The organism is Micromonospora sp. NPDC047074 (genome assembly GCF_040643815.1).
Classification (GTDB): domain Bacteria; phylum Actinomycetota; class Actinomycetes; order Mycobacteriales; family Micromonosporaceae; genus Micromonospora.
This window is the reverse complement of sequence record NZ_JBEYVB010000042.1, coordinates 1-23304: the sequence shown is the minus strand read 5'-3', so window position 1 is coordinate 23304 and position 23304 is coordinate 1. Positions and strand designations below refer to the sequence as shown.

Below are 23304 nucleotides of genomic sequence, written 5' to 3'. Positions count from 1 at the left end.
CGGCGCCGGGCCGCGCCGCTCCTGAAGGTCGCCGGCCCACGGCATATCCCGCCACGTTCACGGGTGGAACACCATGGCTGTCAAAGGCGGGCGTTGACACCCATGGTGTTCCACCCGTCCGCCGGGCGACGGGCAACGAGCGAAGGCCGGGCAACGAGCTAAGGCCGGGCAACGAGCTAAGGCCGGGCAACGGGCGAAGGCCGGGCAACAAGCTAAGGCCGGGATCGCTCAGCGGCGGGCAACCGGCACGGACGGCGCGGCCTGCACGGCGACACCAGCCGGCACGACGACACCAGCCGGCACGACGACAGCGGCCGGCGCGACGACAGCGGCATCGGCCGTGGTCGACCCGGTCACGCCGACGGGCGCGGACGGCTCGGTGAGGCCAGCGAACTCGGGCCGGCGGCGACCGATCAGGCCCTGCGAGACGGCGACGCCGAGCAGCACGATCAGCGCGCCGACCGGCTGGTGCCAGTGCAGCCGCTCGCCGAGGGCCAGGGCGCCGATCAGCACCGCGAACAGCGGCACCAGGTAGGTCACGGCGGAGGCGGTGCTCGCCCCGGCGATCCGGATGTTGCGCAGGTTGATGACGAAGGCGAGACCGGTGCCGAGCGCGCCGAGCGCGAGCACGCTGGCGAGCACCTCGGCCGAGAGAACGGTCGGCACCGGCGGCGCCCCGGCGACCAGCGGCGCCACGACGGCGAGCTGGGCGGTCGCGACCAGCAGCTGCGCCGCCGAGAGCGACAGCCCCGAGTGGGCGCTGCCGGCGACGAACTTCTTCTGGTACGGGATGGCGACGCCGTAACAGGCCGCCGCGCCGAAGCACATCAACTGCCCGGCGAAGTGCGCCCCACCCACGCCCTGCCAGACCCCGAGCACCACCAGTACGCCGACGAAGCCCAGCGCCATCCCGACCGCCCGGCGCGCGGTGAGCCGCTCGGTGCGGAACACCAGCACCGCCAGCGGCAGCACGATGAGCGGGGTGGTGGCGTTCCAGATGCCCGCGAGCATCGACTCCACGCGCTGCTCGCCGTAGCCGAAGAGGGTGAACGGCACGGCGACGCCGAAGGCCGCGACCACGGTGAGGTGCGCCCACACCCGGGGCTCGGCGGGCAGCCGGTCGCGGAGCACGGCGAGCACCAGCAGCAGGGTCGCCGCGCCGGCAGCGACCCGGTAGAGGGTGAGGTGCAGCGGATGCAGTTCCCCGATGCCGATCTTGATGAACAGGAAGCTGGAGCCCCAGATGGCGGCCAGCGCCAGGAACCCGGGCAGCCAGCTCCGCAGCGCCGCCCGGTCAGGAGTGGAATCCACTGTCACCCCTGACACTCTGCCCCAGCCGTACGACGAAGTCCCGCGACTTTCTCCACGCCGTGTCGACCACCACAGGAACCGCCCACGCTGGTGACGCGTTGACCACCCCGAGGAGGTGCACGCCGTGGCGATGCCGATGCGTTTCGACCCGCTCGTCGACCACGACGGCCTGTGGACGACCCAGTTCGCCGACCGGTACCTCCCGTTGCCGGAGCTGCCCGATGCGCGCTACGAGTGCATCGACGGGAGGTTGGTCATGACACCCGCCGAGGTCGGCACGGACAGCTACGGCGAGATAAAGCTCGCCCGCATGCTGTCACCCGCCGCGGAGACCCACGGGTTCTACGTGTTCGGGCAGATGAACCTGACCTTCTCACCGCGGCGCTGGATCCAGCCCGACGTCACCGTCCTGCACGCGCTGCCGAAGACCGACGAGGAGGACCGGTGGATTTCGGCCCACCTCTGCACGATGGCGGTCGAGTTCGTCTCGCCCGGCAGCCGCCGGCAGGACTTCGTCGACAAGCCGATGCGGTGCGCGGAGGGGCGGGTGCCGTACTTCCTGCGGGTCGAGCTCACCCGCCGGCTGGGGCATGCCCAGGCGGAGCTCTTCACCCCCGGCACGTTCGGCGGCTACGACACCGTCGCGAGGGCGGTCGGCGGTCGGCGGCTCTCGGCCGACCTGCCGTTCCCGATCGACTTCGACCCCGCCGAACTGCTGCCCTGAACACGGCTGACACGGTCGACAGGCGGGGCCCCAGGTCACGTAGGGTCGCGGGGTGGGACGAATCGATGACCTCGCGAACCGGTACGTGGCCGAGTGGGCGCCGCTCAGCCCGATCGGCGCAACCTACGTCGGCATCGCCGGCTACGACGACCAGCTCGACGACCTGTCGCCCGACGGCTACGTGGCCCGGGCCGAGCTGACCCGGCGGACCCTGGCCGACCTGGACGTGACCGAGCCGGAATCCGAGGCGGAACGGACCGCCAAGGACGCCATGCAGGAGCGGCTCGGCCTCGACCTCGCCCGCTACGACGCCGGCGAGGCGACCAGCGAGGTCAACGTGATCTCCAGCGGCCTGCACGAGCTCCGCATGGTCTTCGACCTGATGCCGACCGAGGGCGACGACGCCAAGGCCAACGTGGCCGCCCGCCTCAACCGGTTCGCGGGCGCGCTGGAGGGCTACAAGACGACGCTGCGCGAGGCGGCCTCCGCCGGCCACGTCAGCCCCCGGCCGCAGCTGGTCGAGGTCGCCAAGCAGTGCGACGTCTGGACCGACCCGGACGGCGACAACTTCTTCCACGGGCTGGTCGAGCGGCTGGGCGCCGACGGCACCCTCGGCGCCGAGCTGCGCCGGGGCGCGGCGGCGGCGACCGCGGCGACTGCCGAGTTCGGCCAGTTCCTCCGCACCGAACTCGCACCCCTGGGCCGGGAGAAGCAGGCCGCGGGGCGCGAGCGCTACGAGCTGGCCTCGCAGTACTTCCTGGGTGCCCGGGTCGACCTGGACGAGACGTACGCCTGGGGCTTCGAGGAGCTGGCCCGGCTGGAGGCCGAGATGCGGGCGGTGTCCGCCCGGATCGTCGGCCCCGGCGCGACCATCGACGAGGCGGTCGCGGCGTTGGACGCCGACCCGGCCCGGACCATCCAGGGCAAGGAGGCGTTCCGGGACTGGATGCAGACGCTCGCCGACAAGTCGATCAGCGAGCTGCACGGCACCCACTTCGACATTCCCGAGCAGGTACGCCGGATCGAGTGCCGCCTCGCCCCCACCAGTGACGGCGCGATCTACTACACCGGCCCGAGCGAGGACTTCTCCCGCCCGGGGCGGATGTGGTGGGCGGTGCCGCAGGGCGTCACCGACTTCTCCACCTGGCGCGAGGTGACCACCGTCTTCCACGAGGGCGTGCCGGGTCACCACCTCCAGGTCGCCCAGACCGCCGTCCGGGCCGAGCTGCTGAACCGCTGGCAGCGGCTGCTCTGCTGGGTCTCGGGGCACGGCGAGGGCTGGGCGCTCTACGCGGAGCGGCTGATGGACGAGCTGGGCTACCTGGAGGACCCGGGCGACAAGCTCGGCATGCTGGACGGCCAGGCGTTCCGGGCCGCCCGGGTGATCGTCGACATCGGCATGCACCTGGAGCTGGAGATCCCGAAGGACAACCCGTTCGGCTTCCACCCCGGCGAGCGCTGGACGCCGGAGCTGGGCTGGGAGTTCATGCGGGCGCACTGCCGGGTGCAGGAGGAGAACCTGCGCTTCGAGCTGAACCGCTACCTCGGCTGGCCGGGGCAGGCCCCCTCCTACAAGGTGGGTGAGCGGATCTGGCTCCAGGCCCGCGACGAGGCGAGGGCCCGCAAGGGTGCCGACTTCGACCTCAAGGAGTTCCACCGCCAGGCGCTCGACCTCGGCTCGCTGGGGCTCGACCCGCTGCGCAAGGCGCTCGCCCGCCTCTGAGTCGGCAGGGTCGGCGGGACCGTCCGACGCCGAAGGGGTGGACCAGACCGGTCCACCCCTTCGGCTCCTGCTGCCCGGTCAGGGCCTGGTCAACGCTGGTCGACCTCGCCGGACACCCGGCGCTGGCCCGGCACCGACCGGTCGTCGCGCGCCACCGGCTGGTCCGCCCGCGTGTCGTCGAGGGACCCCGCGTCGGCCCGGTGGCGTGCCTCCGCAGCCGGCTGGACCGCGCCCCGCCGGGCCACCAGCAGGCCCGCCGCCACCAGCACCAGGCCCAGCAGCACGAGGCCGACCGGCACGTAGACGCCGAGGAGGGTCAGCTTCTGCCGGCTTTCCTCGGCCCGCTCCACCGAGGCGTTGACGGTGTCCTCGTTGTACGAGAAGTCCGCGTCCAGCAGGGTCGCCGGCGCGCCGACATCGGGCACCAGGGTCTTGCGCTGCACCTCGCGCACCTTGAGGAACGAGCCGGTCACCGGGTCGATCCAGACGGTCCGGGTGTTGCTGTAGACGACCTTGCCGGTGGTCGCGCCCGGCGCCAGCGTGCCGAGCAGCAGCTTGACCCGCTCCTCCGCCAGGTTCAGCTGCTCGTCGGTGATCACCTGCTCGAACCGGTAGGACTCGATGCCCTTGATGTCCTCGGTGCCCTTGAACTCGGCCGGCCGGACGTCCCGCAGGTCGCGGTCGAAGATCTGGTGCGTCTTCTGCTCCGCGTTGAACGGGAACTTGTACATCTGGCCGGAGAACTGCACCTTCTCCCGCGTGCCGGTGTCGTCGAGGTACTGGTCGTTCCACTCCAGCGCGGCGCCGGAGACCCGGTCGAGCGCCAGCGCGGCACCGTAGGCGCTGACCAGTTCCTTGGTGTCCGTCCGGTCCACGGTCTGCCCGACCTGCCAGACGACGGCCTTGCCGTCGAGGTCACCGGAGAGCTTCTCGGTCGCCACCGCGTCGGGCGAGACCTGGACCGTCGACTTCAGGTCACCGCGATTGATCGCAATGCTGCCGTTGGTGATCTGGAGGAAGGTCGCACCCCGTGCCTCGGCGACCGAGGTCGACACGTCCAGATCGTAGGGCAGCTTCGTCATCGCGGGCTTGACGACGAGCACGAGCCCGGCGGCAAGTGCCAGGAGCAGTACGCCGCCGCCGAACAGCACGGCACCTATGGCGCGGTGCTTCATGTTTCCTCCCCGGAGGAGCTAATTTTCGCTGCTGTCGATGAGAGATGGCCGCGAGGTTACTCCTTGGTTACATAGCAACGCGACCCCCGGTCAGCTCAGTTTTTTCCGCCGCGCCGCCGGGTTCGACGTCGACGCCACCGGGTTCGGCGTCGACGCGGCGCAGGACGAGCAGAAAGTTCCAGGCCGCGACCTCCCGGACGCCGGGAATCCGGATCACCCACTGCCCCCACCACGGGTGGTAGCGCGGCAGGGCGTCCAGCACCTCGACGTCGTCGTTGCCCCTGGCCCACCGCAGTGTCTGGGCTATCGAGGTCGGGAAGAGCGTCTCCCGGAACCGGTTCTTCGGGGGCCGGCCGGTACGGCGCTGGTACCGCCGCCGCGCCCGGTCACCGCCGAGGTAGTGCCAGGGCGCGGTCTCGTGCCCGCCCCACGGCGACAGCCACGGGGTGAACGACACGAAGAGCACCCCGCCCGGGCGGGTCACCCGGACCATCTCGTCGAGCATCCGGGTCGGCTCCGAGACGTGCTCCAGCACATTGGACGAGAACGTCACGTCCACCCCGCCCGAACGGACGGGCAGGGCGGTGCCGCTGCCCCTGAGCATGCCGGCGACCGATTCCCCGGCCGCCGAGAAGTCGCCCACGTCGGGGTCGAGCCCGACGTAGTGGGCCCCGGCGGCACGGAAGGCCGCCGCGAAGTAACCCGGCCCGCCACCGACGTCGAGCACCGTCCGCCCGGCGAGCGGGGTGTAGCCCGCCACCTGGCGTACGGAGTCCTCGGCGAGCAGGCCGTAGAAGTGGTCCGGGTCGGTCTGCTCGACCAGGAAGGCCCGGAACAGGGCCACCGACCGGCCCAGCGTGGCGAACCGGCGGTGGGACGCCCGCCCACCGGCACCGTCGACTGCTGTGCTCACCGCGCCACCGTCCCGTCCTCGTTCCGATCCGGGGCTCCGGTCGGCCGCCCGTCGCCCGTGCCCGGCGTCACATCATCCGGGTCCGTCGCGCCGGGCCGCGCGCGGGGCACCGCCGCAGCCCCGCCGGGCCCCGGGACCGCCCCGTCCGGCGCGGCGACCCGCCCACCGGCCCGCGCGTCCGGAGTGGCGGCGTCCGGCCACGCGTCCGGAGTGGCGGCGTCCGCCCGCGCGTCCGCAGTGGCGGCGTCCGGTGGCACACCGGGCACCGGCAGGACCGCGGCCACCACCGCGCCGACGGCGACGAGCATCGCCCCCTGCACCCACGGGCCGTACGCCCACTCCTGGCCGTGGCCCTGCAACCGGCCGGCCACGGCCGTCACGGTGGCGACGGTGAGCGCGCCGAAGACCACCACCGGAAGTGCCCGGCGGGCGAACTGCCGCAGCAGCATGGCAGCCAGCACGATGGCCACCGGCAGTACGCCGCCCAGCGCGGCCAGCAGCACCACCAGCGAGACGCCCGTGACCCAGGCGGGGCCCTCGGCCGGGATCGGGCCCGGCAGGGCCGGCGCGGCTCCGGTCGTCGCACGGCGCCGAACCGGCACGACGGCCAGCAGCAGCACCGCGAGCGCCGCTCCCGCCCCGGCCGCCAGCCCGCCCCGGTACGTCCGGTCCGGCGCGAACACCAGGTGGACCTCCCCGTCGCCGCCGGCCGGCAGCACCCATGCCTGCTGCCAGCCGTCGACCCGGGTGGCGGTCAGCGGCCGACCGTCCAGGCTCGCCGTCCAGCCGGCGTTCGCGTTCTCCGGCACCACCAGCAGCGCCGCCCCACCGGCCGCGACCCGCACCCGCCGGTCCGTCGGATCCCAGTCGAGCACGCGCACCTCACGGTGGCGGGGCGCGGCGGCAGCCGCCTCCGGGCGCAGCGAGGCGTCCTGCACGACGAAACCGGCCGACGGCGAGGTCGCCAGGTGGTGCCCGCCGGCCGCGAGGTCCACCACCGCACCGGTGTCGCCGCAGACGGTGACCGGCAGCGGCCGACCGGCGAGCACGTCGGCGAGGGTGCCGGCGACGGAGGTGTCGTAGCGGAAGCCGTCCAGCTCGACGGCGGGCCCCGAGCCGCACCCTTCGACGACGCGCGTGGCCCCGGCGAGCGGACGGAGCAGGTCGTCCAGGCCCGGGATCCGCACCTCGGCGATGCCGGGCGTCGCCGTCCAGCCGTTGCCGCGCCGGTCGGCCACCCGCGCGGCGGACTCCCGCACCACGATCTCGATCCGGTCCGTCCGTACCGACGGGAAGCGGACCACGCCGTCCGCGCCGACCGGCAGCTCCCGGCTGACGCCCGGGGTGCGCACCTCGACCGACCGCGGCAGCGAGCCGACGGGCAACTCCGCGGGCAGCAGCCGCAGCTCGCCGATCCGGCGCGGCCCCGACCAGCTCAGCCGCAGGGTGGGCCGCAGGTCGCCGGTGTCGGCCAGCCAGGCCGTCCCCGGGTCGCCGTCGACCGCCGCGTACGCGGCGACGGCCGGGTCGCCGGCCAGGTACGAGGAGGCGGCGGCGCGGACCGGCAGCCCGGCAGGCGTCCACGACCCGCCCGGCCGGGGCACGGCGGTCAGGGCCAGCCGGTACGTACCCGGGTTCGTGCTCTGGAACACCCGGTCCACCCCGAGCGGCTCCTCGCCGGAGCGGGCCAGGAACCTGTCGCACCGGATCACCGTCCCGGCGGGCCGGACGCCGGCGGTGGCGGACGGCGTGGCGTCCGGGCCCGGGTCTGCGGCGACCGGAAAGCAGGCGGGCCGGTCGACCGGCCCTCGACTGAACGACCAGGAGACCGGGCCGGCGAAGCCGGCCGGCAGGTCCGTGGGGGTGCGCAGCGCACGGCGCGGGGTGGTGTCCGGAATGGCCAGCTCGCGAATGCCCACCCCGCCGTCGACGCGGTTGCCGGCCACCGCCAGCACCGTGACCCGCACCCTGCTGGTCGAGCCCGGAAGCGTGTAGTAGGGGTGCGCGCCGAACGTGCGGGCCACCTCGTGGTCCACCGAGCCCCGGTCCGTGGTGAGCCGGAACCGCGTCACCGGCCACCCCACCCCGAGGTCGTCGACGAAGGCGAGCGTGACGCGGTCGACCTCGCGCGGCGTGTCCAGGTCCACTTCGAGCCACTGCCCGACGGGCCCGACCAGCGGCGCGGAGTGCCAGGCGGTGCGGTCGTCGCCGTCGACCGCCGCGAACGGCAGGTGCGACGGGTCGGCGGGGGCCAGGCTGTCCACGAAGCTGGCCGCCGTGGAGGCGGTCACCTCGCGTACGCCCTGGTAGGTGGCGACCGTCTGGTGCCGGTCGCCGGAGAACGGCAGCAGGTCGAGAGCGACACGCCCCTGCCGGCTCGCCTCGGCCGCCGTCAACGTCTGGCTGAGGTTGTCCCGGACCCGGCCGATGTCGCGTTCCCGGCGGCGCAACCCGTCGGTCACGATCCACGACTCGTCGTCGCGGGCGCCGGCCCGGTCGCCGGCCAGCACGACCGGCCGGTCCCGCTCCACCAGCCCCTGTTCCAGCAGCGGCAGCAGCGACTCCGGCCCGCCGCTGACCGTCGGCACGTCGGCGGCGAGCACCGCCGAGGCGGCCGGCACCGGGCGCTGCACCTCGTACACCTCGACGGCCGGCAGCGGGCCGGCGGCCTCGTCGACCGGGCTGCCGGGCGTACGGCCGAAGGTGGTGGTGCTGCCGAAGGTCGCCACCCGCGCGATCCCCGGCGACCCGGCGAGGGCCTGGCGCAGCACCGCCACCGGCGGCGCGTCCACCTGCGTGCGGTCGATGTCGTTGCGCAGCAGCAGATGCCGGAACCCGGAGCGGGCCAGGAAGTCGGCCAGGCCGGCCGAACCCCGGCCGTGGGACAGGACGGACTCGACCGTGTCCATCATCCGGGTGTTGCCCGCCGAGCCGAGCGGAATCTGGTGGCGCACCGCCCAGGGCGCCCCGGCCAGGGCCTGGAGCGGCTCGTCGACGGACCGTCCCCACTCGTACTGGCCGAAGCCGGAGCCCGGCACCATCAGGGTGCGGGCCAGCGCGTCACGCTCCGCCAGCCACGTCGCCGCCGCCCGCCAGTGCGGCGGCAGGTCCGACCAGCCGGGTCCGGGCCGCAACTGGCCGAGCCAGGCCGGCGCGGCGGCCCCCAGCACCAGCAGCAGCACCGGTACGTACAACAGCGGGCGCAGCCGGAGGGCGGGGCGGCGGCGGGCGGTGGCCCGGTGCAGCCGGGTGACCCACGCGTCGACGCCGTGCGCGAAGCCGAGCATCAACGGCAGCCGCAGCACCGGATCCAGCTTGTGCACGTTGCGGAACGGCGCCAGCGGGCCGTCCAGCAGGTCCCGCACCGGCGCCGAGAGCGGGCTGTCCAGGCTGCCGACGTAGCCCATGGTGAGCAGGGTCAGCCCGGTGAGGAAGCCGAGCACCAGGAAGCGCCGCTCGGGCAGCAGGTTGCCGGCGAGCCCGGCCAGGCCGACAAGCGCCACCACCGCGGTGAGGGTCATCAGCACCGGGTGGTCGATCAGCAGCCAGCCCGCCGGCCACCACGGGTCGCCCTGCACGATGTACGCGACCCACTGGTTCGTGCCGCGCACCGCCTGGAAGAGCGAGGCCACCGCCGTCGTGGTGGTGGACGACTCGATGTAGTCGAGGAACGGCAGGCTGTACTCGCCGAGCAGCAGCAGCGGCACGATCCACCAGAGGCAGACCCCGACGACGCAGAGACACCACCAGCCCACCAGCCGCAGGTGCTCGCGGTCCCAGCGGCGGCTGAGCAGCCAGACCCCGGGCAGCAGCAGGGCGAGCAGCACCACCGCCGCGTTGATCCCGCCCATGCCGAGCACGGCCAGCGCGGAGAGCGCGGCGGCCCGGCGCGGCGACCCGATCCGGCGCACCAGGACCAGCGGCAGCAGCACCCAGGGCAGCATCGCGGCGGCGAGCGTCTCGGAGGAGAGCGCACCGATCTCGGTGAGCATCCGGGGGGCCAGCGCGTAGCCGAGCGCGGCCGCGTACCGGGTGGGTTCCGTGCCGACGCCCAGCGCCCGGGCCAGCCGCAGCAGGCCGTAGAACGCGGCGGCGAGCAGCAGCGCGGTCCACGCCCGCTGGGTGATCCACGGCGGCACGCCCAGCAACTGCCCCCCGCCGAAGAACGGCCCCATCGGGAACAGGTAGCCGTACGCCTGGTTCTGCAACTCCCCGGAGGTGGCCTCGGGGTTCCACAGGTGCAGCGCCCGGGCCATGAAGTGCAATGGGTTCGCGGCGAGGTCGAGCTTGGTGTCGAAGGTGACCTGACCGGGCCGCTGCCCGAAGGCGAGCACCGTGAGCAGCAGCAACGACAGCGCTGTGCCGGGCGCCTCGCGGGCCGGCCGGAGGAGCCGACGGGCCAGGGTCACCGCCGGCACTCCGGGGGCAGGCAGCTCAGGTCGGCGAGCGCGGAGAAGAAGATCTGCCGGATGCCGCTGGGCTGTTCGGTGCGGAACACCTGCCCACCGGTGACCTCGGCGATCGTCTTCAGCTCGTCCGGGTCGATGTCCCTGCCCAGCCCGATGAAGACGATCGGCAGCGGCCGGCGCGGGTCCTGCAGGCCGGCCAGCTCGGCGAGGAACCGGGACCGCCCGATGCTCTCCTCGTCCTCGTCGCGGCCGTCAGTCATGATCAGCACCAGGTTGATCCGTCCCGGCGTCCAGTGCCGTCGGGCCTCCCGGTACGCGGCCAGCGTCGTGTCGTACAGCCCGGTGCCGCCCCGGGGCTTGACCCGGACGGCGGCCAGCCGCTCGGCCAGCCGCTCCCGGTGCGCCGCGTCCAGCGGGCCGACGGGCAGGATCTCCCGGTGGTCCCGGTCGCCGTCGACCTTCGTGGCGAAGACCCACATGCCGAGTTCGCTGTTGTCGAGCAGCAGGCCCGATCCCTCCCGGGCGGCCTTGATCGTGGCCCCGAGCCGGGTCTCGTCGGAACCGGGCACCTTGGCCGCCATCGAGCCGGAGATGTCCAGCACGGTCAGGATGCGGGCACTGCGCTGCACACCGCTCCAGCCGGTCAGCGCCTCGGTGACGACCTCCTCGGCGGGCAGCGGCACCGGTTCGCGTACCTCCGGCGACAGCCGGCCGTCGCGGGGCACCGCGGGCGGGAAGCCGGCCGCGGTGCGGAAGCCGTACCCGGTCAGCGTGTCGCGGGCCTCGACGGTGAGCAGGTTGGTGAGAAAGTCGGCGGCGGCCTTCCGGACCGGGCCCTGGGCGGCCGGCAGCACCGCGTACGGCAGGTCCAGCGAGGGAACCGCGACCTCCGGGTACGCGGCGACCAACTTGTCGGCGCCGGCGAGCGCGTTGTGCCCGAGCACCGCCTGCTCGCTGGTCGCCACGGCGTCGGCCCGCCCCGGCCGGCCCGTCCCGGCCGGCACGGTCCCGCCGTCGCCGGGAGCGAACGTCCGGTCCGCGAGCCGGCGCAGCACCGCCGCCACCGCGCCGGCCGGGTCCCGTTGCCCGGCCGTCAGAGCGCGTGCCCCGAGCACCGCCCCGACGCCCGCCGGGTCGGCGGCCGGATCGGGCAGCGCCACCCTGGCGGCGCGGGCCGCCGGGCCGATCAGGGACCGCCAGGTCAGCGGCTTCGCCGGCCAGCCCAGCCGGCGGGCCGCCGGCTCGGTCACCGCGAGCACGACCGGGGTGCTCGCCAGCGACGTGCCCTGACCGGGCACCTCGAAGGCGCCGGCGGCGCGGGCCCGGCGCAACCAGAACGTGGACTCCGGCACCCAGGCGTCGGCGACGTCCCCGCCGTCGGCCACCTCGGCGGCGACGGCGGCGGACTCCCGGGCCTCGACCGCGATCGAGACGCAGGGCTGGGTGCCGACGCTGGCCCGGACGATCCGGTCCAGGGCGGGCGCGACCACCGGGGCCGCGACCACCCGCAGTCGGACCCGGTCCAGGCACTCCGGGACGCCACGGTCCGACCGCACGTACGCCACCGCGGCCCAACCGGCCAGCAGCAGCGCCAGCGCGGCGCTGAGCAGCACCACCGGCGACCGCCGGAAGAGTTGCCGCAGCGCCACGGGACCGTCGCGCAGCACGCCCGGTCACCTCCTCGTCGTCGCCGGAGCGAAGCGTCCGGCCGCAGGTCGCGCCGCAGGACGCCGAAACGGTGTCGGCTACCGTACGCGGTCGCGCTGCACACCCTGCCAAGGTTTTCCGCCGCCGGCAAACCCCCACCCGACCACCTGTCGCCGGACCCCCGGCACCGATGCGGCCCATTGCGAATGTGACCCACGTCGCCCTAGGGTGGCGCGATCGTGCTCACTTACTCGTCGGTAGGAGCAGCGTGGACAACTCCGGCACCCCCTCGCGCCACGTTCTCTTCCTCAACTGGCGCGACACGACAAACCCGGAAGGCGGCGGCTCCGAGGTCTACATCGAGCGCATCGCCGCCGAACTCGTCGCCGCCGGGCACCGGGTCACGCTGCTCTGCGCCGCGCACGACAACGGTGGCCCGACCGGGACCACGCCCGACGGCGTGGCCGTGCTGCGGCGTGGCTCCCGGATGACGGTCTACGCCCGGGCGGCGCTGACCTGCCTCGCCGGCCGGCTCGGTCTCGGTCCGCTGAGCCGGCGCGGTCTCGGCCGGCCGGACCTGGTCGTCGACGTCTGCAACGGGGTGCCGTTCTTCGCCCCGCTGTACGCCGGCCGCCCGGTGCTCGCCCTCGTGCACCACGTGCACCGGGAACAGTGGCCGGTGGTGTTCGGCCCGTGGATGGCCCGGCTGGGCTGGTGGATCGAGTCGTGGCTGGCGGTCCGGCTCTACCGCCGCTGCCGCTACGTGACGGTGTCCGAGGCGAGCCGGGCGGAGCTGGCCACCCTCGGGGTGGACGCGACGCGGATCGACGTGGTGCCCAACGGAACGCCACCGGTGACCGGCCCGCCGCTGCCCCGCACCCCGCACCCGTCGCTGCTGGTGCTCGGCCGGCTGGTGCCGCACAAGCGGGTGGAGATCGCCCTGCGCACCGTGGCCGAGCTGGTCGCCGAGCTGCCCGACCTGGAGCTGGTGGTGGCCGGCCAGGGCTGGTGGGAGCAGCCGTTGCGGGAGCTGTCCGTATCGCTGGGCATCGCCGACCACGTCCGGTTCACCGGCTTCATCAGCGAGGACGAGAAGCACGAGGTGCTCTCCTCGGCGTGGCTCGCGCTCACCCCCTCACTGAAGGAGGGCTGGGGGCTGACCATCGTGGAAGCCGCCGCCCGCAGCACCCCGACCGTCGCGTTCCGCTACGCGGGCGGCGTCGCCGAGGCGATGGTCGACACCGAGACCGGGCTGCTCGTCGACGACGAGCCGGAGTTCACGGCCGTCGTACGCGAGTTGCTCGCCGACGACGTGCGACGCAAGGCGATGGGTGAGGCCGCGCTGGTGCACGCGTCCCGCTTCACCTGGGCGGCGACGGGTGCCCGGTTCGCCCGCCTGGTGACGCGCGTGGCCGCCGGGGCCTGAGCCATGGGAACGACGAAGGGCGCCCGCGGGGCGGGCGCCCTTCGTGCGTGTGGTTTCAGCGCGTGCCGTACAGCGGAGCCTCGGTCCCCTGCTCACTCACCTTGGTGGTGGCGGCCTCCTTGGCGGACGGGCTGAGCGCATTCGCCAGTCCGACGCTCCCGAGCAGGCCGAGCACGACCCCGAGTACCCCGACGGCGACGAACGCGGGCAGGTTCCTCATCCACCTTCTCCTTCCGCGGGACTCGCGTGCCGGGACGCTACCACGCGGTAGCGTCCCCGCGCAGCGCCCGAAAAAACGATTCCCAGCACCACCGTTCCGGCCAACAGATGGGCCAGTCCCACCGGTCCGGGCCGGGCCGGCGCGGGCGGCGGCGACCAGTGCGGACTCTCGTAGAGCGTCAGCTCCGGTCCCGCGTGGACCGTCCGCAGCCCGGCCAGCGCCGCCGGGGCCGGCGCCGGGCCGGCCGCCCGTTGCACCAGCACCCACCGCACGCCCGTCGCCGACAGCGGCGCACCGGCGGCGAGCACCTCCCGCACCCGGGCGGCGCGCGGATCCTCGCCCGCCACCGCCAGGCCGCCCACCCGCAGCGTGTCGTCGATCAGCACCGGCACGGCGAGATACCGGGGCGCCGGGTCGATCACCACCTGGCCGTGGTTCCAGGGGTGACTCTGGTATTCCTGGAACGGCAACGAGATCACCTCGCCGGGACGCTCGGCCGTCAACCGGGCCACGGTCGCCCAGTCCTGCGGCCAGCTCACCGGCCGGAGCCGGCCGGCGCCGCCGAAGGCCAGGTCGGGCAGGATCGCCACTGGCAGCAGCGCCGCGCCGACCAGCGCCACGGCTGCGGTTGTCGCGTCGAAGCGGGCCGCCAGCCGGTCCGCGATCCGTTCCACGCCGAGCGCGCCGGTCACCGCCAACGCCAGCGCGTACGGCACCAGCAGCTTCTGCCCGTCCCGGAACAGGCCGGCGCCGGGCACGGTCGCGACCAGCCAGCCGAGCAGGTCCGCGCCGCCGGGCAGCACCCCGAGCGCCGCCGCCAGCCACGAACCGGCGGCGAGCAGGCCGAACCGGCCGGCGGCCGACGGCGGCCAGCGCCGGCGCAGCAGCGGCACGCCGTACCCGGCGACGGCCAGCAGCAGCGCGGTCGCCAGCGGCACCAGCACCACCGCCCGCGACGCGGGGGTGGTCTGCCCGTTCCAGATGCCGCCGGTGCCCGCCAGCGCCACCAGCGGGCCGGCCCAGTTCTCCGCCCGGGCCGAGAACGCCACCACCCCGGCCGGATCGGACCGGCCGGCGTCGCCGCTGGCGAGCCCGGCCACCAGCCACGGCGCGTTGAGCAGCACCGTCAGCCCCACGCCCAGCGACGTCGACCGGACGGCCGTCGGATACCGCCCGGGCAGCAGTACCGCGACCGCGACCAGGGCAAGCACCCCACCGGTGGGCGTGATGGCCGACGCCGCCGCCGCGAGCAGCAGCCGGGGGAGCGCACCCCGCCGGCCCGCCCGCACGTCGAGCGCCGCCCGCACCAGCCAGGGCAGGGCGGCGTACGCGACCAGCAGCCCCCACTGCCCGACGAGCAGCCGCTCGGCCAGGTACGGCGTCCAGGCGTACCCGACGGCGGCCACCACCCGGACGGCGACCCGGTCCGTCGGCACCAGCCGGGCGGCGCCCAGCGCAGCCAGGTACACGATCGCGCAGAGCACCAGCCGTTGCAGCAGCCAGCCGGGCACCACCTGGCTGGCCAGCGCGACCACCGCGTCCTGCGGGACGGCCCGGGGCAGCGCCGAGGCCGGGGCGATCGCCTCCCAGCTCAGCGCCTGCCGGGGCACGAAGACCATGTCGTAACGGAGCACGTACCCGGGCAGCGCCAGCGGGGCGAGCACCACCGCCGTCACGGCGGCGGCCACGCCGTGCGGCACCAGCCGTTCACGCATCCGCTCGACCTCACCAGACACCCTGACGCGACGGCCGCCGCGCTGGTGGCGGTCACTGTACGCGGGCCCGGCGCGACGCCCGAACCATCCGTTGGCCTGATGGGTCACCGGTCGGCGGTATGGCAGTCTTCCCGCCATGGCATCGACGGGGGCACGCGTGGCCGAGGCGCGCGCGGAGGAGAACGAGCGGGCAGGCGGCTGGTTGGGCGGGAACCCGCTCCGTACGGTCGCGCTCGCGATGATCGCGCTCAGCGTCCTGTGGCGGACCCACCTCGCCGCACGCGGCTTCCTGGCCGCCGACGACTACGTGCTGATCACCCAGGCCGCCGAGTCCGACCTGACTCCCGAGCACCTGCTGAGCCTGTACAACAACCACCTCATGCCCGGCGGGCGCCTGGTGATGTGGCTGGTGACGCAGGCCTTCGGGATGGCCTACTGGCCGTACGTGTTGTTGATGGCGATCTGCCAGGCGCTGCTCGGCGTCCTGTTCTTCCGGTTGCTCCGCCGGTTGCTGCGGCCGGGTTGGCTGCTGCTCGTCCCGCTCGGCATGTTCTTGTTCAGCCCGTTGACCCTGGAGGCGACGTCCTGGTGGGCGGTGGGCGTCAACATGCTCCCGATGCAGCTGGCCATGGTGCTCGCGATCGGCGCCCAGGTCAGCTACGTCCACACCCGGCGCGCGCGGCACCTCGTCTCCCTGGGCCTGTCGGTGCTCCTCGGCCTGTTCTTCTTCGAGAAGGCGCTGCTGGTCGTGCCGCTGGTCTTCCTTCTCACCGCCCTGCTCTTCGCGCAGGGCGGGGTGGTACGCACCGTGTCCACGACGGTGAAGCGGTGGTGGGCGTCCTGGCTCGTGCTGACCGTCGTCTCACTCGGCTTCCTCGCCGCCTACCTGACCCGGTCCGAGTCGTCGCTGCGGCGGCCGGACTCTCCGGTCGAGGTGCTCTCGTTCCTCCAGCAGATGCTCGGCTCCACCCTGGTGCCGGGTCTGCTCGGCGGGCCGTGGCAGTGGCTGGGCGCGGGCGACGGCGCGCCGGTGGCGGCACCACCGGAGATCGGCACGTGGGGCGCCTGGGCCGTCCTCGTGGCCCTGATCGTGGTGACCGTACGCCGGCAGCGCGTCGCCGGTCGGGCCTGGCTGCTGCTCGGGTTCTACCTGCTGATGGTCGGGGCGATGCTGGCCGCGACCCGACTCGGTTCGGTCTTCAGCGCGGTGGCCGGTGGGGTCCCCCGCTACGTCAGCGACGTGGTCGTCGTCGCCGCGCTCTGTGTCGGAGTCGCCCTGCTCGGTCTGGCCCGCCCGACGTCCGAGCCGGTGTCACGGCCACGCTCCACCGCGTCGCCGGCGGAGCCGCCCAGCCTGCTCGCCCCGCTGCCGGCGCGCTACCGCGAGATGGCCACCGCCGGGCTCGTCGTCGTGTTCCTGGCCATCTGCCTGGGCACCGCCTGGACGACCTCGCGCTACAGCGACGAGTGGTCGAGGAAGTCCGGCCGGTCGTACATCGACACCGTCCGGATCGAGATGGCCAGCGCCCCGCCGGGCACGGTCTTCTTCGACCAGCCGGTCCCGGACAACGTCGTGCCGACCCTCTCCTTCCCCTACAACCTCCAGTCCCGGTTCTTCCGCGCCTTCGGCACCCGGCCGACCTTCGTCGACGAGGCCGAGAACCCGTCGGTCCTGGACGCGCTGGGCCGCATCCAGGTGGCCACCGTCCAGGGCAGCACGAACCGGCCCGGCCCGCAGGAAGGCTGCGGCTACGTGGTGTCCAGCGGGCAGACGGTCCGAATTTCGCTCAACGAGCCGAGGGACGACTGGTACTGGGTGGTGCGCATCGGCTACCTGAGCTCGGCGGACGGCACCGCCGTTCTCCGGCTCGGCGACGGCACCGCCGTGTTCCCGGTCAGGAAGGGCCTCAACCAGCGGTTCTTCCGCATCTCGGGTGGCGGGGACACCGTGGAACTGTCCGTGACGGGGACCGAACTGACGCTGTGCACGAACGAGATCGCCATCGGCAATCCCGCCCCGAGGCCGGAGTAGGGCGCCTCGACCCGCGTGACCGGGGCTGCGCGCGGGCCCTCACTCGGGGCGGAACAGCACCGAGTTGACGTAGCGCGGGCGCGGCCAGAGCACCCGGCGGGCGAAGCTCTGGCCGACCCGGGCGATCGCGGCGCGCTGGTGCCCGCCGAGGTCGAAGTCAGCCAGCGGCACCCAGTCCCGCCCCGGCAGCACGTACCCGTGGTAACCCCAGTCGGCGAGCAGGTCCAGCAGCGGCCCGACCGGCTGGATACGCTCCTCGACCTCGATCAGCAGCACCGGGCGGTCCCGGCGGATCGTCTCCGCCGCCCCCCGCAGCGCCGGCAGCTCGTGCCCCTCGATGTCCAGCTTCACGAAGCGCACGTCGGTGAGGCCGAGCGAGTCGAGCGTGATCCGGCGGACCTCCACCGGGCTGCCCTGCCGCGGATCCTCCAGCGACGAGGTACCGACGATCGCCCCGCCCTCGGGCAGGTAGAGCGACGCGGTGCCGTCGTGGTCCGACACGGCCGCCTCGACCACCTCGACGGTGGGGAACGCCGCCCGCAGCTGTCGGGCCAGGGGCGGGGTCGGCTCCACCGCGACCACCCGGTCGGCACGCCGGAGCAGCCGCGCCGTCCACGGGCCGTACCAGGCGCCGACGTCCACCGCCGTGCCGCCACGCGGAACGAATCCGGCGAGCCGGGCCAGCTCCGGTTCGACCCGGGGATAGACCCGGCGGATCGCGCCCGCGACGAACCGTTCGGGGAGGACCGCGGCCAGACCGGAGGTGGCCGCGGATGTCACATGCGTCGACGCCATGGGCCAGCACACTAGACGCATCCCGCGTCGGTTGGCAGGGGTCGCGGGTGCGGGACTGACGAGCCGCCAGGCCGACCGGTACCGTCACCCCGGGTCGGGCCACGGTCCCGGCGTTCCGCCGGGGCGGTGCGCACGGCCGCGCCGGACAGCGACGCGACATGGGGTGACATGACCCGGAGCACGGGCAGGGACGCCGGGGTGGTCCGCCTCGGCGCGGCGGGTGCCGCCGTCACCGTCGCCACCATGCTGACCAACGCGCTGGCCTACCTGGTCCCGGTCCTCGGGGCCCGCCGGCTGGCCGCCGCCGAGCTGGGCGCGCTGGCCACCGCGCTCGCCCTCGCCGCCATCGCGGCCGTGCCCGGCTTCGGCCTCCAGATCGCGGTGGCCGCCCACCGCGCCCGGTGGGGTGCCACCAGCGGCAGCACCCGCCTCGCGCTGCGCACCGCAGCGCTCACCGCCGGGGTGACGGCGCTGGCCGCCCCGGTGCTCAGCGCGGCGCTCCGGCTTCCGGTGGCGCTGACCCTGCTGCTCGCGGCGACCACGTTCGCCACCGTGCTGGCGGGCAGGTGGCTCGGCGAACTCCAGGGCGACCAGCGGTTCCTGCGCCTCGCCGCCGCGATGACCGTGCTCGCCGCGGGCCGCTACGGCGGGCTCGTCCTCGGGCTCGCCCTCGGCCGGGGGCCCGTCGCCTGCCTGCTGCTCGCCACGCTCACCGGGCTGGCCGCCCTGCCGCTGCTGGCCCACCTCGCCCGGCCGGACCCGGCCGCCGCGCCGGCCCCGCCCAGCACGCCCGCCGGCGGTGCGGTGGACCGCCGGCTGACCGCCCGGCACGTGCTGACGGCGTGCGGCGCGTCGCTGGCGATGCTCACCATCTCGTACGCCGACCTGATCCTCGCCCGCCAGTTGCTCCCCGGCGACGCCTCCGGCGGGTACGCGGTCGGTTCGGTGCTCACCAAGGGCGCGCTCTGGGCGCCGCAGGTGGTCACCGTGCTGGTGCTGCCCCGGCTCGCCCAGGGCGACCGGCGGGCCCGGATCGCCGCGTTGACACTGATCCTGGCCTGCGGCGGGGTCCTCGTCGGCGCCTCCGCGTTCGCCGGCGAGCTGGCGTTCCGCCTCGCCGGTGGCGCGGGCTACCTGCACCTGGCCGGTGAGGCACCGCTCTTCGCCGCCGTGGGCGCCCTCTACGCGGTGGTGTTCATGCTGGTCAACGACCGGGTGGCGACGGGGGCCCGATGGCCCGCCGCGCCGCTCTGGGCGGCCACCGCCGGCCTCGCCGGGGTTGCCCTGCTCGCCGCCCCCCGCACGGTCGAGGGCATCCTCGTCTGCGCGCTCGGCACCGCCGTCCTGACGGCCGTGCTCATGGTGTCGCTGGCCTTCCGTCGCACGTCCGGCCCTTCGCCGATCGGCACCCCCTGAGCGAGCCCACGGCCCCGGCGGCGGTCAGGTGCCGGCGGCGAGCCACGAGTGCAGCAGGTGGTGGTCGATCGAGTCGACCCGGCCGAGCGGGCGTCCGGCGGCTGTCCGCTCGCGCAGCTCGTCCCGGGTGAACCAGCGCGCCTCCAGCAGCTCCTCGCCGTCCACCCGCACGTCCTCCGACGCGGCGGTGGCCCGGAAGCCGACCATCAGGCCGGCCGGGAACGGCCACGCCTGCGAGCCCACGTACGCGACGTCGGTCACCGTCACCCCGGCCTCCTCGGCCATCTCCCGCCGGACGGCGTCCTCCAGGCTCTCGCCCACCTCCACGAAGCCGGCGAGCGTCGAGTACGCCCCCTCGGGCGCTCCCGCGTGCCGGGCCAGCAGGCAGCGCTCCGGGGCGCCGGGCGCCTCGATCAGCACGATGACCGCCGGTTCGATCCGGGGAAAGAGGAGCCGCCCGCAGTCCGGCCGCGCACACGCCCGGACGTGCCCGCCGCCCCGCGCGTCGGTCGACGCCCCGCACGTGCCGCAGAACCGCTGCTGCCGGTGCCAGTGCAGCAGCCCCCGCGCGTACGCCTGGACGGCCGCCTCGGCCGGTTCCAGCCGGCCGACCAGCGCGCGTACGTCCACGGCGGCGCCCGCCCCGGTCACCTCGACGGCGGCGGCCTCGGGCAGGCCGGAGAGGTCGACGGCGAAGACGGCCGAGCCGTCGTGCATGCCGAGGAACACGGTCTCGTCGGCGACGGCGAGCGCCCCGGCCGCCCGGTCACCGGTCAGCCGCACCGGCAGGTCGGCGGCGACCAGGCAGTGGTCCCGCCAGAGGGGCAGCAGGGTGCTGGTCGGCTCCGCCAGCAGGGTGGCGAGCCGCGCGGGATCGGCGCGCAGTTGCCCCGCCCGGTCCAGCCACCCGCCGCCGTACGTCAGTACCGCCTCGACCGCTCGCATGGCCCTACCGTGTCACGCCCACCGTGCGCGCCGGCAGCCGGCCGGTGAGCGCCGGGACGCCGGGGGACACGCCGTGCCGGAACGGGTGGGCGCGGACTGCCGCCCCGCCGGGCCGCCGGTTACCGTAGGTGTCTTCCGGGCGGAGGCGCGCTCCCCCCGTTGTGGCACGTCCGATCGAGGTGACCGTGACGCTGTACGGCGAGAAGACTCCACCCGCCGACGACCGGCCCACTGTGCAGGTCACGGCCGTGACCTGGCCGGGCGACGAGCCGCAGCCGGTGACACCGGCGGGCACGCCGGGCGGCGGGGGCCGGTCCCGTCGGGTCCGGCTGCTGCTGGCCGCCGGGGTCGTCACGGCGGTGCTGGCCTCCGTGGCCGGGGTGGGCGCCTACGCGTACGCCGGTGACGTGCCACGCGGGACGACGGTGCTCGGCGCGGAACTCGGCGGCCGGAGCCGTGCGGACGCCGCCCGGGAGCTGCGGGCGGAGCTGGACCGTCGCGCCACCAGCCTCGCCGCCCCGCTGTCGGTGCGCGTCGGCGAGCAGACCGCCACGATCGACCCGGCCGCGGTCGGCCTGACGGTCGACGTGGACGCCACCGTGGCGGCGGCGGCCGAGGCCGAGGCGCACCCGGTCGACCGGCTCGTCGGGTCCCGCACGGTGCAGCCGGTGGTGGCCGTGGACGCGGCCCGGCTCGACGCGGCGCTGGAGAAGGTGGTCGGCGACCAGGGCCGAAAGATGACCATGCCGGCGATCACCTGGAAGGGCACCACGCCGAAGGCGGTGCACCCGAAGCCGAGCCTGGCGCTGGATCCGGAGCGCTCCGCCCAGGTGGTGCGGGAGGGCTGGCTCAGCGGCCAGCCGGTGACGGTGCCGCTGGTCGAGACGCACCCGGCGACCACCGCCGAGGAGGTGGACCGGATGGTGGCCGAGCTGGCCAAGCCGGCGGTCGCCGCGCCGGTCACGCTGACCACCGGCAAGGGATCGGTGCGGATCCCGCCGCAGGCGATCGCGCGGAGCCTCCGGTTCACCGCCGACAAGGCCGGCAAGCTGACCCCGCAGGTGGACGTGAAGCGGCTGCGCACCGCGCTCGGCAACGACCTGAACACGGTCGAGGTGCCGCCGAAGGACGCCCGGATGACCATCTCCGGCGGCAAGCCGAAGATCGTCGACGGGAAGCCCGGCCAGCAGCTCGACAGCGCCGCCCTCGGCCGGGACCTGCTCGCCGTCCTGCCGCAGGCCGACGACCGGAAGGTCACCGGGGAGCTGAAGCCGGCGGAGCCGGAGCTGACCGCCGCGAAGCTCGGCGAGCTGGGCATCAAGGAGCGGGTCTCCACCTTCACGACCCGGTTCACCGGCGGGCTGTCCTCGCCACGCAGCCAGAACATCGTCACGATCGCCAAGGACGTGGACGGCACCGTGGTCCTCCCCGGCGAGACCTTCTCGCTCAACGGGCACACCGGCGAGCGCGGCTACGCCCAGGGCTACCGGGACGCCCCGGTCATCCTCGACGGCAAGCTCGTCCCCGGTGTGGGAGGCGGCACCTCGCAGTTCACCACCACCCTGTTCAACGCCACGTACTACGCGGGGCTGGAGGACGTCGAGCACAAGCCGCACTCGTACTGGTTCAGCCGGTACCCGGCGGTCATCGAGTCGACCATCTTCTGGCCCGACCTGGACTTCAAGTTCCGCAACAACACCGAGCACGGCCTTCTGATCGACACCTCCTACACGTCGGGTTCGATCACGGTGTCGATCTGGAGCACCAAGATCTGGGACAGCGTGAAGACGGAATACAGCCCGCGCCGCAACATCACGCAGCCCAAGACGGTCTACCTGGAGCCCGGTCCGACCTGCATCCCCGCCAGCGGCAGCCAGGGCTTCACCCAGGACGCCTTCCGGGTCATCAAGAAGGACGGCAAGGTCGTGAAGCGGGAGAAGTTCACCTGGCGCTACTCCGCGGAGCCCCGCTTCATCTGCGCCCGTGAACCGTCCTGACCATCGTCCCACTTCCGCACGTCGCTGCCCCGCCGGCCTTCCGGCGGGGCAGCGCCTTTCCGGGGTACGCGCACCGAGTTCACCACTGAGGCGCCCCGGCTCCGGTGCGTGGGGGATCAGTGGGGTGACACCGCGCCGCGACGGTCGTGGCCGCCAAGTAGCGTGCGGGCAACCACCGACTCGTCCTCGACTGCCCGTCTGAGCTGCCGGAGCACCTGCGGCAGGCTGGGGCGGGTCGGCGGATCATCATGCACGGCATGCACTCGGTCGCGGACTGGCTCGGTTTCGCGGTCTGGGAGGACGGTGTGCTGGTCCGGTCGCTGAGCCTGTCGCCGGACGGCGGGATCCAGGAGAGCATCGGCGAGCCGTACGGCTTCGAGCTGCCGTACTGGGCGGGCGCGCATCCGGTCGAGCCGGTGCCCGGCTGGCACAGCCAGGATCCCTACCCGTTGCCGTTCCATCCCCTCGCCCTGGGCGAGGAAGCGTTGCGCGCGCTGTTCGGCTTCGTCATCGAGGGCCGTCCGTCCGCAGCCGACGTCGATGCCGACGCTGTTCGCCTGCACGGCTTCCGTGTCATCGACCCGTCCGGTGGGGACCAGGATGCCCGCGACGCCGCCTGTGCGGAGGCGCTACGGACCACGGGGCCGCCGCGAAGGTCCCGCATGGGTCCGGGCGGGACGCTGCGCGGGGTCGGCCCCGGCAGTTACTGATCCGTCGTCTCTGCCGAAGGCCCGGCAGAGGCATGTCGCGGGCCGGCGCGAAAATGGTCTGGAATGCAGTTCAGGGCCACCCCGCAAGGGGTGACCCTGAACTGAAAGATGTCCGGCGGCGTCCTACTCTCCCACACCCTCCCGAG

The 23304-nt window shown here is 74.3% G+C and carries 16 protein-coding genes; 7 read left to right on the top strand and 9 right to left on the bottom strand.

Annotated features, from left to right (window positions below; genetic code table 11):
* Positions 1-228: 228 nt before the first annotated feature.
* Positions 229-1317 carry a DMT family transporter gene (locus ABZ809_RS29910; RefSeq protein ID WP_357565965.1) on the bottom strand — a complete coding sequence of 363 codons (1089 nt, stop codon included), beginning with the start codon at positions 1315-1317 and terminating at the stop codon, positions 229-231.
* A gap of 124 nt (positions 1318-1441) precedes the next feature.
* Here ABZ809_RS29910 and ABZ809_RS29905 point away from each other — a divergent pair, with 124 nt between their 5' ends.
* Both ABZ809_RS29905 and ABZ809_RS29900 read left to right on the top strand, forming a co-directional pair.
* Positions 1442-2035 (top strand): Uma2 family endonuclease, encoded by a 594-nt coding sequence (locus tag ABZ809_RS29905; protein WP_357565990.1) that lies wholly within the window; start codon positions 1442-1444, stop codon positions 2033-2035.
* Between the two features lie 52 nt (positions 2036-2087).
* On the top strand, positions 2088-3758 hold the full coding sequence (locus ABZ809_RS29900; RefSeq protein WP_357565964.1) for a DUF885 domain-containing protein: 1671 nt from the start codon (positions 2088-2090) through the stop codon (positions 3756-3758).
* Positions 3759-3847: 89 nt separating this feature from the next.
* Here the strand turns inward: ABZ809_RS29900 and ABZ809_RS29895 are convergent, their stop codons facing one another.
* The 4 genes from ABZ809_RS29895 to ABZ809_RS29880 form a co-directional block, all read right to left on the bottom strand.
* Positions 3848-4933: a DUF3068 domain-containing protein gene (locus ABZ809_RS29895; RefSeq protein WP_357565963.1), complete on the bottom strand. Its 1086-nt coding sequence runs from the start codon at positions 4931-4933 to the stop codon at positions 3848-3850.
* Positions 4934-5000: 67 nt separating this feature from the next.
* The gene (locus tag ABZ809_RS29890; RefSeq protein WP_357565962.1) at positions 5001-5846 is read right to left on the bottom strand and encodes a class I SAM-dependent methyltransferase; all 846 of its coding nucleotides are present in this window, start codon (positions 5844-5846) and stop codon (positions 5001-5003) included.
* Positions 5843-10255 (bottom strand): alpha-(1->3)-arabinofuranosyltransferase, encoded by a 4413-nt coding sequence (locus ABZ809_RS29885; protein WP_357565961.1) that lies wholly within the window; start codon positions 10253-10255, stop codon positions 5843-5845. Before ABZ809_RS29885 ends, ABZ809_RS29890 begins: the two co-directional genes overlap by 4 nt.
* Positions 10252-11922: a substrate-binding and VWA domain-containing protein gene (locus ABZ809_RS29880; protein ID WP_357565960.1), complete on the bottom strand. Its 1671-nt coding sequence runs from the start codon at positions 11920-11922 to the stop codon at positions 10252-10254. Before ABZ809_RS29880 ends, ABZ809_RS29885 begins: the two co-directional genes overlap by 4 nt.
* A gap of 248 nt (positions 11923-12170) precedes the next feature.
* Here ABZ809_RS29880 and ABZ809_RS29875 point away from each other — a divergent pair, with 248 nt between their 5' ends.
* Entirely contained in the window at positions 12171-13328 is a 1158-nt protein-coding gene (locus ABZ809_RS29875; protein WP_357565958.1) for a glycosyltransferase family 4 protein, read from the top strand.
* 55 nt (positions 13329-13383) lie between these two features.
* On the opposite strand, the gene ABZ809_RS29870 is transcribed toward ABZ809_RS29875, so the two are convergent.
* Both ABZ809_RS29870 and ABZ809_RS29865 read right to left on the bottom strand, forming a co-directional pair.
* A complete protein-coding gene (locus ABZ809_RS29870; RefSeq protein ID WP_357565957.1) occupies positions 13384-13548 on the bottom strand; it encodes a hypothetical protein in 165 nt (54 codons plus the stop codon).
* The gene (locus ABZ809_RS29865) at positions 13545-15263 is read right to left on the bottom strand and encodes a hypothetical protein (RefSeq protein ID WP_357565956.1); all 1719 of its coding nucleotides are present in this window, start codon (positions 15261-15263) and stop codon (positions 13545-13547) included. Before ABZ809_RS29865 ends, ABZ809_RS29870 begins: the two co-directional genes overlap by 4 nt.
* Positions 15264-15399: 136 nt before the next feature.
* Here ABZ809_RS29865 and ABZ809_RS29860 point away from each other — a divergent pair, with 136 nt between their 5' ends.
* A complete protein-coding gene (locus ABZ809_RS29860; protein ID WP_357565955.1) occupies positions 15400-17295 on the top strand; it encodes a hypothetical protein in 1896 nt (631 codons plus the stop codon).
* A gap of 39 nt (positions 17296-17334) precedes the next feature.
* Here the strand turns inward: ABZ809_RS29860 and ABZ809_RS29855 are convergent, their stop codons facing one another.
* Complete coding sequence (locus tag ABZ809_RS29855; RefSeq protein ID WP_357565953.1) at positions 17335-18090, bottom strand: FkbM family methyltransferase; 756 nt, start codon at positions 18088-18090, stop codon at positions 17335-17337.
* A gap of 168 nt (positions 18091-18258) precedes the next feature.
* On the opposite strand from ABZ809_RS29855, the gene ABZ809_RS29850 reads away from it, so the two are divergent.
* Positions 18259-19506, top strand: a complete 1248-nt coding sequence (locus ABZ809_RS29850; RefSeq protein WP_357565952.1) for a polysaccharide biosynthesis protein — start codon at positions 18259-18261, stop codon at positions 19504-19506.
* Positions 19507-19530: 24 nt separating this feature from the next.
* Here the strand turns inward: ABZ809_RS29850 and nudC are convergent, their stop codons facing one another.
* Positions 19531-20451 carry an NAD(+) diphosphatase gene (gene nudC / locus ABZ809_RS29845; RefSeq protein ID WP_357565951.1) on the bottom strand — a complete coding sequence of 307 codons (921 nt, stop codon included), beginning with the start codon at positions 20449-20451 and terminating at the stop codon, positions 19531-19533.
* Positions 20452-20630: 179 nt separating this feature from the next.
* On the opposite strand from nudC, the gene ABZ809_RS29840 reads away from it, so the two are divergent.
* Entirely contained in the window at positions 20631-22448 is a 1818-nt protein-coding gene (locus ABZ809_RS29840) for a VanW family protein (RefSeq protein ID WP_357565989.1), read from the top strand.
* Between the two features lie 257 nt (positions 22449-22705).
* Positions 22706-23158, top strand: a complete 453-nt coding sequence (locus ABZ809_RS29835; protein ID WP_357565949.1) for a hypothetical protein — start codon at positions 22706-22708, stop codon at positions 23156-23158.
* The last annotated feature ends 146 nt before the right edge of the window (positions 23159-23304 follow it).